This is a genomic window from Sedimentimonas flavescens (genome assembly GCF_025154035.1).
GTDB lineage: Bacteria > Pseudomonadota > Alphaproteobacteria > Rhodobacterales > Rhodobacteraceae > Rhodobacter > Rhodobacter flavescens.
Genome location: NZ_JAOALJ010000003.1, coordinates 1 through 13,625, shown reverse-complemented (window position 1 = coordinate 13,625; position 13,625 = coordinate 1). Strand labels below are relative to the sequence as shown.

The following is a 13,625-nucleotide window of genomic DNA, read 5'->3' as shown; positions in this document are numbered from 1 at the left end:
CCCTACCAGCGCCGTTCGAAACGCCGGCGCAGAATGATTGCCAGAATGTTCATCGTCAGCAGGAATACGAGCAGTACGATGATGGCCCCGGAGGCGCGTTCAATAAAGGCCGGATCGGCGCGTTGGGTAAAGTTGTAGACCTGCACCGGAAGCGCCGAGGCAGGGTCGAGAAAGCCTTCCGGCGGTGCCCCGGGATAGTCGCGAACGAAGGCCACCATGCCGATCAGCAGCAGCGGGGCGGTCTCGCCCAGTGCCTGGGCCAGACCGATAATGGTGCCCGTCAGAATACCCGGCATGGCAAGCGGCAGAACGTGGTGGAAGACGGTCTGCGTTTTCGAGGCGCCGACACCAAGTGCTGCATCCTTGATTGAGGGCGGCACTGCCTTGAGGGCCGCGCGGGTCGCGATGATGATCGTGGGCAGCGTCATCAGCGTAAGCACCAGCCCGCCCACGAGCGGCGAAGACTGCGGCATGTTCGCGAAATTGATGAACACCGCGAGGCCGAGAATACCGAAGACGATCGACGGCACGGCCGCCAGATTGGCGATATTGACCTCGATCAGATCGGTCCAGCGGTTCGTCGGCGCGAATTCCTCAAGGTAGATCGACGCAGCCACGCCAAGCGGCAGCGACAGCACCAGAACGATAATCATCATGTAGAGCGAGCCGAGGATCGCAACGCCCAGACCAGCCGCCTCGGGGCGCAGTTCGGACGCGTCCGGATCGAAGATGAAGCCCCAGTTGAAGCTCAGCCCCAGCAGGTTCGCGGCGCGCATCTTGTCGGCCAGCTCAAGCTGTGCGGGGCTGACGTTGCTGTCGAGTGCGGCGCTCTCCATCGTCACGCGGCCTTTGAAGTAGCCGTCGATGCGACCGTTCGCCAGCGCACGGAAGGTGATCGTCTGACCCACCAGCTCGGGATTGGCGAGCACCTTGTTGCGAAGCTGGGCCGGGGCCTCTTTCGAGATCAGACCGCCAACATCCTTGGCGCTCATCCCCTCGGGGATCAGCTTTTGCTCGGTCAACTCGGCGATCAGCGCTTTCTCCAGGATCTTCTGGTAGCCGATCGTGGTGACCTTGGCCATTTCGGCCGGATCGCGGTTGCCCTTCTTGTCGAGCGTCGCGGCATCAAGCGCCACCGGCATCGTCAAGAAGGTCTGGCGGAACGCCCCAAGGCCGGTGCCGAGCACCGAGGTCAGCAGGACGATCAGCGCCAGCACGCCAAAGCCGACGGCGGCCATGCCATAAATGCGAAACCGGGCCTCGGATGCGTTGCGGCGTTTGGTGCGTGCATCGGTCTTGTAGAGCGACGTGCCGCTATTGGTCGATTCGGCGGTCATTCGTATTGCTCCCGGTATTTGCGCACGATGTAGAGTGCGAGAACATTGAGCCCCAGCGTGAAGACGAACAGCGTCAGGCCAAGCGCAAAGGCAACCAGCGTCTCGGGCGAGGCGAACTCGGTATCGCCGGTCAGCTGGCTGACGATCTTGACGGTCACGGTGGTCATCGCGTCGAACGGGTTGAGCGACATTTTCGCCGCCGCGCCCGCGCCCAGAACCACGATCATCGTCTCACCGATGGCGCGCGAGGCGGCCAGAAGGATCGCGCCGACGATGCCCGGAAGGGCTGCGGGCAGGATCACCTGCTTGACGGTTTCCGATTGCGTGGCGCCGAGACCATAGGAGCCGTCGCGCAGCGATTGCGGCACGGCGTTGATGATGTCATCCGAAAGCGAGCTGACGAAGGGAATCAGCATGATCCCCATCACGAGGCCCGCAGTCATCACCGAGCTTGACGAGCTGCCGATCCCCATTGGCTGTGCGAAGAAGTCACGCAGCATCGGACCCACCGTGATCAGCGCGAAAAGACCGTAAACGATAGTCGGGATGCCGGCCAGGATCTCGATCATCGGCTTGGCGACCGCGCGAACCCTTTTCGACGCATATTCAGCAAGATAGATCGCGGCGAAGATACCCACCGGCACCGAGACCAGCAGCGCGATCAGTGAGACATACATCGTGCCCCACAGAAGCGGCCAGATGCCCAGATCCGAGCCGCCGCGGAATTGCGGGTTCCACACGGTGTTGAAGAAGAACTTGTCCGCCGAATAGAGGCGGAAGAAATGCACCGTCTCGAAAACAAGCGACAGCACGATGCCGACCGTGGTCAGGATCGCAACGGTTGAGGCCGCGATCAGCAGGTAGCGCACGAAGGTTTCCGACACGTTGCGGGCGCGGAAATCAGGCGAGATCCGGCGCAGCGCGAAGGCCATGCCAGCCAGGGCGAGGGCCAACACCAGACCGCTCATCGACAGCGAGCTGGCCGCCGACAGGTCACGATAGTTGCGCGCGGCCTCGACGACCGAGGGGCGGACGTCATTGCCGAGGGCCACGCCCGCGCTGGCAAGCTCGCCGCGGATATCGTCATGGGCGGCCAGTTCCGGCTCGGTCATGCGGCCTTCCGAGACGACGCGCTCGATCCCATCCGCGATGCGGCGGACATCGGACATCACAAGGCCGACGCTCGAACCCTCGGGGATATCTGCGGGGGCGATCGTTCCGGCAACGCGGTTCTCGATGACGATGGGCTGGATCAGCAGCCACAGGCCCAGAACGAGGAAGGCGGGAACAGCGGTGAAGAGAAAGACGGTCTGCCCGTAATATCCGGGCAGCGAGTGCAGACGACGGGCGTCACCCGCCACCTTGGCGAGAGCAAAACGCCGCCCCAGAAAGAATCCGGCGGCGGCCAACGCGGCTACGATCAGCGACAGAATGCCAAGGCTCATTTCAGGCTCCTGGAAGGAGGAGGGTGGCGCCCGAAGGCGCCACCCGTCAGATCAGTTCAGCGGACCCATCGCGGTCTCGGCGGCAACCATTTCCTGGGTCGCGGCCAGTTCCGGGTCCGAAACCAGACCGTATTCAGCCAGCGGGCCTTCCGGGCCAGCCATATCGTCCGACACGAAGAACTCGATGTATTCCTTCAGGCCGGGGATAACGCCCAGGTGCGCCTTCTTGACGTAGAAGAAGAGCGGACGCGACACCGGGTAGTCGCCCGAGGCGATCGAGTCGACCGAGGGGACGATGCCGTCCATGGTCGCCACTTTCAGCTTGTCGGTGTTGTTCTGGTAGAACGACAGGCCGAACACGCCGATGGCGTTCTTGTTGGCGTCGATGCGCGAGAGGGTCTCGGTGTAGTCACCGTCGATATCGACCGAAACGCCGTCGGTGCGCAGGTTGAGGCACTTCTTGGCGCCTTCCTTCTCGTCGCCGCCAGCGGCAGCGGTAAAGGCTTCGAGCGCGCCGGTGGCCTTGCAGCCGGCTTCCAGAACCTTCACGTCAAACACTTCGCGGGTGCCGTGCTTGGTGCCTGGGATGAAGGCCAGGATGTCCTGTGCGGGCATGGCGGCGTTCACGTCGGCCCAGGTCTTGTTGGCGTTGGCAACCAGCGCGCCGTCCTTGACGACCTCGGCGGCCAGCGCGTTGTACCAATCGGCCGGGGTGAAGGCGAAGTCGGCGCCGTTGATGTCCGAAGCGAAGACGATGCCGTCATAGCCGATGCGGACTTCCATGATTTCGGTCACGCCGTTGGCGGCGCAGTTGTCGATGTCCGACTGCTTGATGCGCGACGACGAGTTGGCGATGTCGATGGTGTTCTCGCCCACGCCTTCGCACAGCTTCTTGCGGCCAGCGCCCGAACCGCCCGATTCCACGACGGGGGTCGGGAAGTCGAAGTTCTCACCGAAAGCTTCGGCGACGATGGTTGCGTAGGGCAGCACGGTCGAGGAACCTGCCGACTGGATCTGGTCGCGGGCGTAGGCGCCCGACGCCGAGGCGGCGATGATCGCCAGGGCCGATACGGTGAACTTCACGGTTTTCATGGATCACTCCTGAATTCTTGAACTGGGCCGTTCGTGGCCTCGGCGCCCCTCGTAAGAGCTTCGCGTGACGCTTATGCAAAAGTAGTGTGACAGTTGCATGACAAGCCGAAACGGCCTGTCATTCGCGCGCAATGGCGGCGGCAATCAGCGCGGGAACCTGCGGATGTTCGCCGATCGCGGGCAGGAGCGGGCCGTTGAAAGCAGCCTCCTCCAGCGCCTCGGGGATGTCGTTTTCCACATGGCCTGCGCGCAGGGCGAAGAAGGGCAGGCACAGCCCGCGCAGCGATTGCGCCGCGATATTCGCAAGGAACGGGGGCTCTTCGATCAGCGCCACGCGGATGCGCCAGAAGGGCAGGCTGCGGCGCAGCGTTTCGGCCATCGCATAGGTCGAATCCTTCGAGCGATGCGCGACCTTCGAACCGTGGCCGACAAGGATCAGATCTGCCGATTCAGGCTCTAATCCGGCCTGAATCGCGGCATCGTGACAGGTCTGTGCGATCAGGGCGGGCAGATGCGGATCAAGGCCGAAGGGGCGCATGTGCCGCGCGGAAAGCCCGGCCTTGGCCAGTCGGCGGGGCAGTTCGCGCCGGGTGAACCAGCCCTCGGCCATGAAGAAGGGATAGACGAGCGGGTCGGCCAGCCCCTCGAAGGCAGTCTCGAGCGCGCCGGGACAGGCAAGCGTTGCGGCGCGCACGGTATCATCTGGGCAAAGCGCACCCACCCGCTGCGCAAGATCCTGTAGCGCCGCCTCCTGCGGGGCGGGATCGGAGGGGGAGCCATGGGCGACGATGACGATCTGCTTCATAAGCGCAACTTAGTGCCTTTGCGGGCCGGGGCAAACCTCAAACATTAACAGCGCGATAATGATAACGCATTGAATTTGAAGTGTATTATCGGCATGAGGCGATTGCCTCGAGTCGCAGATACCTCTACGCAGGGCGTACCGGCCAGGATGGCCAGGTCCTCATTCAGTTTCACCGGTGGTGCGCAGGGGTGCGCCTGGGGGTGACGAAGGGTCCTGGTAAGGGGTTGCCGGGACCCTTCGACGTTTGAGGGTCAGGGCGCGATACCGCCAAGCTCGCAGACGATCTTCCATTCCTCTTCGGTCACCGGCTGCACCGACAGGCGCATCGAAGTGACAAGCGCCATCTGCGACAGCCGGGGGTCATTCTTGACGTCGGCCAGCGTGACGGGGCGCGCCAGCGGTTTCACCGCGCGAATATCCACGCAATCCCACCGCGGATCGTCACTGGTCGAATCGGGGTGCGACTCGGCACAGACCTCGGCAATACCGACGACTTCCTTGCCGATGTTCGAGTGGTAGAAGAACCCCCGATCGCCCACTTTCATGGCGCGCATGTTGTTGCGCGCCAGGTAGTTGCGCACGCCGTCCCATTCCTCGCCCGCGTCGCCCTTGGCGACCAGATCGTCCCAGGAAAACTTGTTCGGCTCGGATTTGAACAGCCAATACGCCATCAGCCGATCACCTTCTTCCATTCGGTGACCGAGACGCTCTCGAAAAGCCCCGCGGCGGCATAGGGATCGCCTGCGGCCCAGGCCTGCGCGGCCTCAAGGCTGTCGGTCTCAAGGATGACCAGCGAGCCAGACATCTGTCCCCCTTCAAGGAACGGGCCGGCCATCTTCACGATGCCCGTCGCCTCGATATAGGCAAGATGCGCCGCGCGGGTGTCGAGGCGGGTTTGCAGGTGGCCGGGCTTGTCGCGGCAGATGACGGCATAGAGCATGGGTTACTCCTCTTTCAGCGGGCGCGAGAGCAGCGCCTGAACGGCTTCGGAAACGGTGATCTGGCGGTCGGCCAGGGCGGTGATCATGGTCGCGATCGGCATGTCGATGATATGCTTTTGCGCCAGAATAGAGACTGCTTTGGCGGTTGCCACCCCTTCGACGGTGATCGAAGTGTCGAAATCCTCACCCGCGCCGAGCGCGCGGCCATAGCGGAAGTTGCGCGACTGGACCGAGGTGCAGGTCAGCACCAGATCACCAAAGCCCGACAGGCCCGAGAGCGTCTCGGCCCGCGCACCCATGGCGGTGGCGATGCGGCTCATCTCGGCGAAGCCGCGCGTCATCAGCGCCGCGCGCGCCGAGTCGCCCAGGCCCGCGCCGATGACCACGCCCGCCGCGATGGCGATGACGTTCTTCAGCGCGCCGCCCAGTTCCGCCCCGGTGGTGTCGGTGGTGCGGTAAAGCCGCAAGGTGGGGGTGGATAGTTCGCGTTGCAGCGCCTCGCCATCTTCGGCGCAGGCCAGCGTCAGCGCCGTGGGTAGGCCGCGCGCGATATCGGCGGCGAAGCTCGGGCCAGTCAGGATGGCGGCACGGGCCGAGGGGCTGGCGGCGGCGATCAGCGCGGTCGGTCCCTGACCGCTTTCAAGGTCAATCCCTTTCGAGCAGGCGACGAGCGTCTTGCCCTGCAGCAGTTCCGCATGGGTGGCCAGAAAGCCGCGCATCTGCTGCATCGGCATGGCAAGCAGGATCGTCTCAGCCTCGGTCGCGACGCTGATGTCGGCGGTCGCCGCCACTTTGCGGGGCAGGTTCACACCGGGCAGGCGGCGCTCATTCCGGCCGGTCTCTTGCATCAGCGCGGCGTGATTGGCGTCGCGCGCCCACAGCGTGACGGGCCCGGTTTGCGCCAGCGTCACCGCCAGGGCCGTGCCGAATGCGCCTGCGCCCAGAACTGATACCGTCACGCCTTCGCTCCTTTCTTGCCCGAGCCGAGCAGGGCCGGGGCGCTTTGATCGAGCGGCCAGCGCGGCCGCGCGGTCAGATCCATGCCGTCGCGCGCGCCGGTGCGGAAACGCTCGATGCCCGCGAAGGCGATCATCGCGGCATTGTCGGTGCACAGGCGCAGGGGGGGCGCGGTGAAGGCCACGCCCATCTCGGCCGAAACAGTCTCTAATGCGGCGCGAATGGCCTTGTTTGCCGCGACGCCCCCGGCGACCGCAAAAGAGGGCTGGGCAGGGTTGAGGTCCAGGTACTGCACCAGCGCGCGGCGCGATTTTTCGGCCAGCGTGTCGCGCACGGCCGCCTGGAACGAGGCGCAGAGATCGCGCCGCACCTGACGCGGCAACCCGCCGTGCTCCACCACCACCGCGTCGCGGGCGCGCAGAAGGGCGGTCTTGAGGCCGGAGAAGGACATATCGCAGCCGGGGCGATCAAGCAGCGGACGCGGGAAGGCGAAGGCCTTCGGATCGCCCTGCGCCGCTTCGGCCTCGACCACGGGGCCGCCGGGTTGCGGCAGGCCAAGAAGCTTGGCGGTCTTGTCGAAAGCCTCGCCGGGGGCGTCGTCGATGGTGCCGCCAAGCCGTGAGAATTCCTCGGGGCCATGGGCGATCAGGAACTGGCAATGCCCGCCCGAAACCAGAAGCATAAGATAGGGGAAGGCCAGATCGTCGGTCAGGCGCGGCGTCAGCGCGTGGCCCGCCAGATGGTTCACACCGATCAGCGGCAGCCCGCTGCCTGCCGCGAGCCCCTTGGCGCACATCACCCCTGACATGACGCCGCCGATCAGGCCCGGCCCCGCCGTCACAGCGATACCGTCAAGATCGCGCAAGCCAAGACCGGCCTCGGCCAGTGCTTCCTCGACGCAAAGATCAAGCTTCTCGGCATGGGCCCGCGCCGCGATCTCGGGGACGACCCCGCCGAACGGGGCGTGCAGCTCGGTTTGGCCCGCGACGACCGAGGACAGGATCTGCGCACCATCGGGCCCGACGCGCACGACGGCGGCCGCCGTGTCGTCGCAACTCGACTCGAGCCCGAGAAAGGTGAGATGCTGTTTCATGCCGCTCCGGTTGCGCCTGTGTCCCTTCGCAGGTAACACCGGGGCATTGATCGCACAATCCCGGGGCTGCCCGTGACAGCGCAAAGCAAGATGTTTCCGGTTCTGCTGCTGACCCGCCCCGAGGCGGCCTCGCGCCGTTTTGCGATGCAGTTTCATGATCGCTTCGGCCCGGATTTCAGCGTGGTGATCGCGCCCCTGATGGAGATCGTGGCGCTTGCGCCGCCGATCCCCGAGGCGCAGGCGCTGATCTTTACCTCGCAAAACGCGGTGACGCCGCTGGTCGCGCTGTCGCCCGCGATGGGGCGGCGGGCCTATTGCGTCGGTGCACGCACGGCGGATGTGGCGCGCAAGGCCGGGTTCGAGGTGATCGAGGGCCCCGGTGATGCGCGCACGCTCATGCCGATGATCGCCAAGCACCACCAGGAGGGCCGCCTGTTGCACGCGCGGGGCGTCGAAGTGGCCGTGGCGGTGGCCGATATCCTGAGCACGGCGGGGTTCGAGACGCTTGAGGCCGTGGTCTATCGGCAAGAGGCGCGCCCGATCGCGCCCGACTCGCTTGCCCTTTTGCGCAAGGCCGGGGTGATTCTGGCGCCGGTCTTCTCACCCAAATCCGCGCGGCTTCTGGCCGGGCTTGGCCTGCACCGGCTGCAAATTGCCGCGATCAGCCCTTCGGTGGCCGAGGCATGCGCGGAAATCGGCCCCGATCGGCTGGAAATCGCGCCCTCACCGGATGCCGAGGGGATTCTTGAGGCTCTGGCGCGGCTTATTGGCTCAGGCAATGCTGCTTGAGACGCTGGCGGGGCGCTCATAGATTGATATGGTGGGGCGGGGCTACCCGAGGCCCACAGGTTTGAGGAGGGATTGGCCGTGGCGGACGAAAAGACGCAGAACCCCGAGATCGCAGATGCGGAGCAGGGGAAGGATACGCCCGATGCGCCCTTCGTTTTGATCACGCCCGCGACCGATGAACCGGAAGCCTCCGCGCCGGAGGCAGAGGCCAATGACGAGGCCGCGCCGGAAGAGGTGACGGAAGCCCTCGAACCCGAAGAAGCTGTCGAAGCCCCGACCGAGCCCGCGGCGGCCCGCGATGTTCTGCCGCCGCCCGCCGCGCCTGCCTCGGCTGAGGCGCCGAAACAGGGTGGTGGCTTCATGCCGCTTCTGTTGGGCGGTGTCGCTGCTGCTGCCATCGGCGCGGGGGCGACGCTTTTCGTTTTGCCGAGCCTGCCGGCTTCGCTGCTGGAGAGCATGGGGCTTCAACCCAAGGCCGAGCTGGATGCTGCCGGCCTGAGCACGGCGCTGGCCAATCAGGCGGCGCGCACCGAGGCACTGACGGCCGAGTTGGCGGCGCTGCGCTCAGCGCCCGCGCCTGCGGCCGACCTGTCCGGCGTTCAGGCCGCGCTTGATCAGGCGACGGCGGCTGCCCGCACGGCATCCGAGGCGCAGGTGGCGCTTGAGGCGCGGATCGCCGCGCTTGAATCCCGCCCGGCGGCCGAAGCCGTGCCCCCTGCCGCGCTCGATGAGTTGCGGGCCGAGGTGCTGGCGCTGCGCGGTCAGTTGGATCAGCGCAGCACCGGCGATGCCGCCGCACAGGAACAGATCGCCGCAGCCGTCGCGGTCGCGCAGGAGCGCATCCTTCAGGCCGAAGAAGAGGCGGCCCGTCTGCGTGGCCAATCCGAGGCTTCGGCGCGCCGTATGCTGGTGCAGGCCGCCATTGCCCGCGTTGCGACCGCGATTGACAGCGGGGCCTCGCTGGTGTCCGCCGTGGCTGAGTTGGAGGCCGCAGGCATTTCCGCGCCCGATGCGCTCAAGGTGACTGTCCCGACCATCACCCAGTTGCAAGCCGGTTTCCCGCAGGCCGCGCGCGATGCGCTGGCCGTGGCGCGCAAGGAGGCCGCAGGCGATACGATGACGGGCCGCGTCGGCGCCTTCCTGATGGCGCAGGTCGGCGCGCGCTCGCTTGATGCGCGCGAGGGCGATGACCCCGATGCGATCCTGTCGCGCGCGCAAAGCGCGGTCGATCAGGGCGACATAGCCGCTGCGGTGGCTGAAGTCGGCAAACTGCCGCCTTCGGGTCAGGCCGCGCTGGGCGACTGGCTGGTGCAGGCGCAGGCCCGTGTCGCCGCGCTCGAGGCGCTGACGTCCTTGTCGCAATCGGTTAACTGAGGGGGGCGGTCATGATCTGGTCATTCATCAAAATCGCGCTTTTCCTGATTGTCGTTGCGGCGCTGACGCTGGGTGCCACGCATCTGGCCGACAGTGGCGAGGGCGTGCGCATCGTTCTCATGGGGATGGAATTCACCCTCGGGCCGCTGCAGGCGGTAATCGTCGCGCTTCTGGCCTTTGTGCTGGTCTGGGTGGTGATCCGCGTCGTCGGCTTGCTCGTGGCGTTTCTGCGCTTTCTCAATGGCGATGAAACCGCGATCAGCCGCTATTTCGACCGCAACCGCGAGCGCAAGGGATATGAGGCGCTGGCCGAGGGGATGCTGGCCGTGGCCTCGGGCGAGGGGCGTCTGGCGCTGTCCAAGGCCGCGCGGGCCGAGCGTTTCCTGCGCCGCCCCGAACTGACCAACCTTCTGACCGCACAGGCTGCCGAGGCTGCGGGCGACAACAAGAAGGCGACCGAGGTTTACAAGCGCCTGCTCTCGGATGACCGGACCCGATTTGTCGGTGTGCGCGGGCTGATGAAGCAAAAGCTGTCCGAGGGCGACACCGATACCGCGCTCAAGCTGGCCGAGAAGGCCTATGCCCTCAAGCCCAAGCATCAGGAGGTGCAGGATACCCTGCTTAGCCTGCAAACCGCCAAGGGCGATTGGGCGGGTGCGCGCTCGACCCTGCAATCCAAGGTGCGCCAGGGCCAGTTGCCCAAGGATGTGCACCGCCGCCGCGATGCGGTTCTGGCCCTGCAAGAGGCCAAGGGCGTGTTTGACGAAGGCGCCAGCATCGAGGCGCGCGAGGCCGCGATTGCGGCGAACAAATCCTCGCCCGATCTGATTCCCGCCGCAGCGATGGCCGCGCGCGCCTATATCGCCAAGGGTAACACCAAGGCTGCGGGGCGCGTGATCCTGAAAGCGTGGGAGGCGCAGCCGCATCCCGATCTGGCGGCGGTCTATGCCGAGATGGCGCCCGATGAGGCCGCCGATGCGCGCCTCAAGCGGTTCGAGAAACTGCTGAGCCTGCGCCCGGATCACCCTGAAACCCGGCTGTTGCGGGCCGAGTTGAACATCGCGTCCGAGGATTTCCCCGGCGCCCGCCGCGCGCTTGGCGATCTGATCGAAACCCACCCGACCGCGCGCGCCCTGACCATCATGGCGGCGATCGAGCGCGGCGAGGGCGCCGACGATGCGGTTGTGCGCGGCTGGCTGACCCGTGCGTTGACGGCGCCGCGCGGCCCGCAATGGTGCTGCGACAAGTGTCACAACATCCAGGGCGAATGGACGCCTGTTTGCGACAATTGCGGCGGTTTCGACACGCTGAGCTGGCGCGAGCCGGTGCAGGCCGACGTTCCGATGCCGCATGGCGCCGAGATGCTGCCGCTGATCGTGGGACAGCCCGCGCATGAGGCGGAACCCGAGCACGATGGCCCGGTCGAATCCATCATCGACGCCGATCTGATCGTCACGCCTGACGATATTCGCAAGCGCGAAGGGCAAGCCGACGACTAGATGCAAATTAGGGCTACACATCGGCCGAGCGGCGTGCTATCCGCCCGCCACCAGGCCGGTGTAGCTCAGCTGGTAGAGCACGTCATTCGTAATGATGGGGTCGGGGGTTCGAGTCCCTTCACCGGCACCACTTCCCAAAAAGTAGTGTAGCAAACCCGCCCGCGAGGCTTACGCCTCGCCGCGTCAGAGCTGCTTGCCGATCGGCAGGAAGCCATAGACCCCCGACATGAACGCCCGCCAGACCGAGTCGTAAGGCTCCCACAAGTGCAGCAGCGTCACGCCATCCTCACGGCGCGACAGCCAGTTGAGCTTGCCGTTCTCATCAGCGGTGACCTGGTAGGCGCGATCGGGCAGGTCGCGCTTGAAGATGCGCAACACCTCTTGCGTCAGTTCGGGCGAGTCGATCATCAGGCCCATCTCGGTGTTGATGTGAACCGAGCGCGGGTCCCAGTTGAACGAGCCGATGAAGAGGTGCCGGCCGTCCACAGCAAAGGCCTTCGAATGCAGGCCCGAGAGCGATTTCTCCAGCCCCAGGCGTTTGCGGTCCTCGCGCGCGGTGTTGGAGCGTAGCTCCCACAGATCCACGCCTGCCTCAATCAACGCGCGGCGCGACAGAGCGTAATGGCCGTAAACCGCCAGAACGTCGGTTGAGTCCATCGAGTTTGTGAGAACGGTGACATCGACGCCGCGCGCCTCCATCGCGGCCAGCAGGTTGACCCCGCGCCGGCGAGGTACAAAATAGGCCGAGACGACGTAAAGCTCGGATTGCGCCGAGGTGATGTAGGGTTCCAGCGCCGCGCTCAGGAAGGTCGCGCTGTCTGCGCCACCTTTCGCCTTGTCGGGCGCATCGGCAAAGACCTGAGCCGGAACCCAATGCAGCTTGAGGCTGTTATTGCCCAAAGCGTCGCGAATCCCGTGGTGGAGCGCTTCTCCATAGGGGCTTGCCTGCGCCTCGCGCGCCAGATCTTGCAGATGCGCCCGGTTGGTCGACACCGCGGCGGCATCGCGATGGTCCTTGATCACGACCTCGGAAGGCACCGCATAGGGGCTGTTCCAATAGGTATCGAACGAGGACGAGACCTCTTGCGCGGCGGGGCCTGCGGCAAGAATGTCCAGATCGTCGTAATTGCTGTCGTCGCGGGCGGCGAAATACTCGGCCCCGATGTTGCGCCCGCCAAGGATCGTGACCGTATTGTCGAAGGTCATCGACTTGTTATGCATGCGCCGGTTGATGCGCGGAAAATCCATCGCGGCCACGACGGCCTGGTGTGCCGAGCGCCAGAACGGGTTGAACAGCCGGATCTCGATGTTGGGATGGGCATCCAGCGCGGCCGTCACCGGGTCGTAAACCGCCATGTCGATATCGTCGAGCAGCAGACGCACCCGCACCCCGCGATCTGCGGCCTCGAGCAGTTTCCACAAGAAGAGGTGGCCTGCGACATCGTCATGCAGCAGGTAATACTGCGCGTCGATCGTCTTCTCGGCGCGCTCGGACAGAACAAGGCGCAGCGCCAGCGCCTCGGCCCCGTCGCGCAGCAGATAGACGCCCGACCGCCCGTCATGCGGATTGCCCATCGCTTCGATGCGTCGTGCAAGCCAGGTGGTGTCGGTGTCCATGCGCGCGACGGAAACGTTCTTGGTGTAGGTGCCGGGGCCGAGAGAGCAGGCCGAAACCCACCCTGCGATCAGTCCCGCCATAATCAACCGCCAGCCCGTGCGCGCGTAAGAAACCGTCATCCCTGCCGTCATTCTTGAACTCGTCCGGGGGACAGTATGCACAGGATAGCGCTGAGCGCGAGTATTGGCTGGCGTTTCGCCCGGTTCACGGGGATTCGCCTGCCCGCGCCCGTTTCGTTTCGCGCCTGCCCGCCCTTACGCAAGATTCTTTCTGCACCTGCGAGATGGGTTGGCCAGCTGGATTTTACCCGCGCGTCAGGGGGTCAACGAAACAAGGGATTTTTGTGATTTGAGAGAGAAAAGTTTGTGATTTTTGAAAAAGGGCCTTGCGGAGGTTGTCGGTGATCCGTAAATAGCCCCTCACCGACGCGGCAGACGCTGCAACGGGACGCCGGAAGGGGTCGCAAGACACTGGAAAGCAAGACAAAATTGGGGATAGGTTGGCTAGCGGCGCCGCAAGTGATGAGGCGCAACTGGTTGATTTTGTTTCCAGGCTCTTTGACATTGATGGATATCTGAAGAGATATGCGGGCGGTTTGGTCGGTTTCGACGTTTAACCGTAGCATATCGGGTCACTAGGCTTTCGGGTCGATGATGTGATTGTCAGCTTCACTGT

The 13,625-nt window shown here is 65.1% G+C and carries 12 protein-coding genes and 1 tRNA gene; 4 read left to right on the top strand and 9 right to left on the bottom strand.

Annotated features, from left to right (window positions below):
- Positions 1 to 2: 2 nt before the first annotated feature.
- The 8 genes from pstA to tsaD form a co-directional block, all read right to left on the bottom strand.
- On the bottom strand, positions 3 to 1,337 hold the full coding sequence (gene pstA / locus N3C64_RS06640) for a phosphate ABC transporter permease PstA (RefSeq protein WP_218630181.1): 1,335 nt from the start codon (positions 1,335 to 1,337) through the stop codon (positions 3 to 5).
- Entirely contained in the window at positions 1,334 to 2,782 is a 1,449-nt protein-coding gene (pstC, locus tag N3C64_RS06635) for a phosphate ABC transporter permease subunit PstC (RefSeq protein ID WP_260013151.1), read from the bottom strand. Before pstC ends, pstA begins: the two co-directional genes overlap by 4 nt.
- Before the next feature lie 51 nt (positions 2,783 to 2,833).
- Complete coding sequence (locus tag N3C64_RS06630) at positions 2,834 to 3,874, bottom strand: substrate-binding domain-containing protein (RefSeq protein ID WP_260013148.1); 1,041 nt, start codon at positions 3,872 to 3,874, stop codon at positions 2,834 to 2,836.
- Positions 3,875 to 3,992: 118 nt separating this feature from the next.
- A complete protein-coding gene (locus N3C64_RS06625; protein WP_260013145.1) occupies positions 3,993 to 4,679 on the bottom strand; it encodes a CbiX/SirB N-terminal domain-containing protein in 687 nt (228 codons plus the stop codon).
- Positions 4,680 to 4,930: 251 nt separating this feature from the next.
- A complete protein-coding gene (locus N3C64_RS06620; protein WP_260013883.1) occupies positions 4,931 to 5,350 on the bottom strand; it encodes an EVE domain-containing protein in 420 nt (139 codons plus the stop codon).
- Positions 5,350 to 5,619, bottom strand: a complete 270-nt coding sequence (locus N3C64_RS06615) for a YciI family protein (protein ID WP_260013142.1) — start codon at positions 5,617 to 5,619, stop codon at positions 5,350 to 5,352. Before N3C64_RS06615 ends, N3C64_RS06620 begins: the two co-directional genes overlap by 1 nt.
- A 3-nt stretch (positions 5,620 to 5,622) precedes the next feature.
- Complete coding sequence (locus tag N3C64_RS06610; protein ID WP_260013139.1) at positions 5,623 to 6,579, bottom strand: NAD(P)H-dependent glycerol-3-phosphate dehydrogenase; 957 nt, start codon at positions 6,577 to 6,579, stop codon at positions 5,623 to 5,625.
- Positions 6,576 to 7,670 carry a tRNA (adenosine(37)-N6)-threonylcarbamoyltransferase complex transferase subunit TsaD gene (gene tsaD, locus N3C64_RS06605; RefSeq protein WP_260013137.1) on the bottom strand — a complete coding sequence of 365 codons (1,095 nt, stop codon included), beginning with the start codon at positions 7,668 to 7,670 and terminating at the stop codon, positions 6,576 to 6,578. The genes N3C64_RS06610 and tsaD overlap by 4 nt, the downstream gene beginning before the upstream one ends.
- Before the next feature lie 72 nt (positions 7,671 to 7,742).
- On the opposite strand from tsaD, the gene N3C64_RS06600 reads away from it, so the two are divergent.
- The 4 genes from N3C64_RS06600 to N3C64_RS06585 all read left to right on the top strand — a co-directional run bounded on the left by N3C64_RS06600 (position 7,743) and on the right by N3C64_RS06585 (position 11,462).
- The gene (locus tag N3C64_RS06600; protein WP_218630189.1) at positions 7,743 to 8,459 is read left to right on the top strand and encodes a uroporphyrinogen-III synthase; all 717 of its coding nucleotides are present in this window, start codon (positions 7,743 to 7,745) and stop codon (positions 8,457 to 8,459) included.
- Between the two features lie 78 nt (positions 8,460 to 8,537).
- The gene (locus tag N3C64_RS06595; protein ID WP_218630190.1) at positions 8,538 to 9,833 is read left to right on the top strand and encodes a COG4223 family protein; all 1,296 of its coding nucleotides are present in this window, start codon (positions 8,538 to 8,540) and stop codon (positions 9,831 to 9,833) included.
- 11 nt (positions 9,834 to 9,844) lie between these two features.
- A complete protein-coding gene (locus N3C64_RS06590; protein ID WP_218630191.1) occupies positions 9,845 to 11,332 on the top strand; it encodes a heme biosynthesis protein HemY in 1,488 nt (495 codons plus the stop codon).
- Between the two features lie 54 nt (positions 11,333 to 11,386).
- Positions 11,387 to 11,462: transfer RNA gene (locus N3C64_RS06585), tRNA-Thr, on the top strand.
- A 53-nt stretch (positions 11,463 to 11,515) separates the two neighbouring features.
- On the opposite strand, the gene N3C64_RS06580 is transcribed toward N3C64_RS06585, so the two are convergent.
- Complete coding sequence (locus tag N3C64_RS06580; protein WP_260013132.1) at positions 11,516 to 13,069, bottom strand: phospholipase D family protein; 1,554 nt, start codon at positions 13,067 to 13,069, stop codon at positions 11,516 to 11,518.
- Positions 13,070 to 13,625: the final 556 nt, after the last annotated feature.

Bases quoted from the DNA above. Each gene is read 5' to 3' on its own strand.
- pstA (WP_218630181.1), bottom strand. From the start codon at position 1,337: ATGACCGCCGAATCGACCAATAGCGGCACGTCGCTCTACAAGACCGAT.
- tsaD (WP_260013137.1), bottom strand. From the start codon at position 7,670: ATGAAACAGCATCTCACCTTTCTCGGGCTCGAGTCGAGTTGCGACGAC.
- N3C64_RS06620 (WP_260013883.1), bottom strand. From the start codon at position 5,350: ATGGCGTATTGGCTGTTCAAATCCGAGCCGAACAAGTTTTCCTGGGAC.
- N3C64_RS06580 (WP_260013132.1), bottom strand. From the start codon at position 13,069: ATGACGGTTTCTTACGCGCGCACGGGCTGGCGGTTGATTATGGCGGGA.
- pstC (WP_260013151.1), bottom strand. From the start codon at position 2,782: ATGAGCCTTGGCATTCTGTCGCTGATCGTAGCCGCGTTGGCCGCCGCC.
- N3C64_RS06615 (WP_260013142.1), bottom strand. From the start codon at position 5,619: ATGCTCTATGCCGTCATCTGCCGCGACAAGCCCGGCCACCTGCAAACC.
- N3C64_RS06630 (WP_260013148.1), bottom strand. From the start codon at position 3,874: ATGAAAACCGTGAAGTTCACCGTATCGGCCCTGGCGATCATCGCCGCC.
- N3C64_RS06590 (WP_218630191.1), top strand. From the start codon at position 9,845: ATGATCTGGTCATTCATCAAAATCGCGCTTTTCCTGATTGTCGTTGCG.
- N3C64_RS06625 (WP_260013145.1), bottom strand. From the start codon at position 4,679: ATGAAGCAGATCGTCATCGTCGCCCATGGCTCCCCCTCCGATCCCGCC.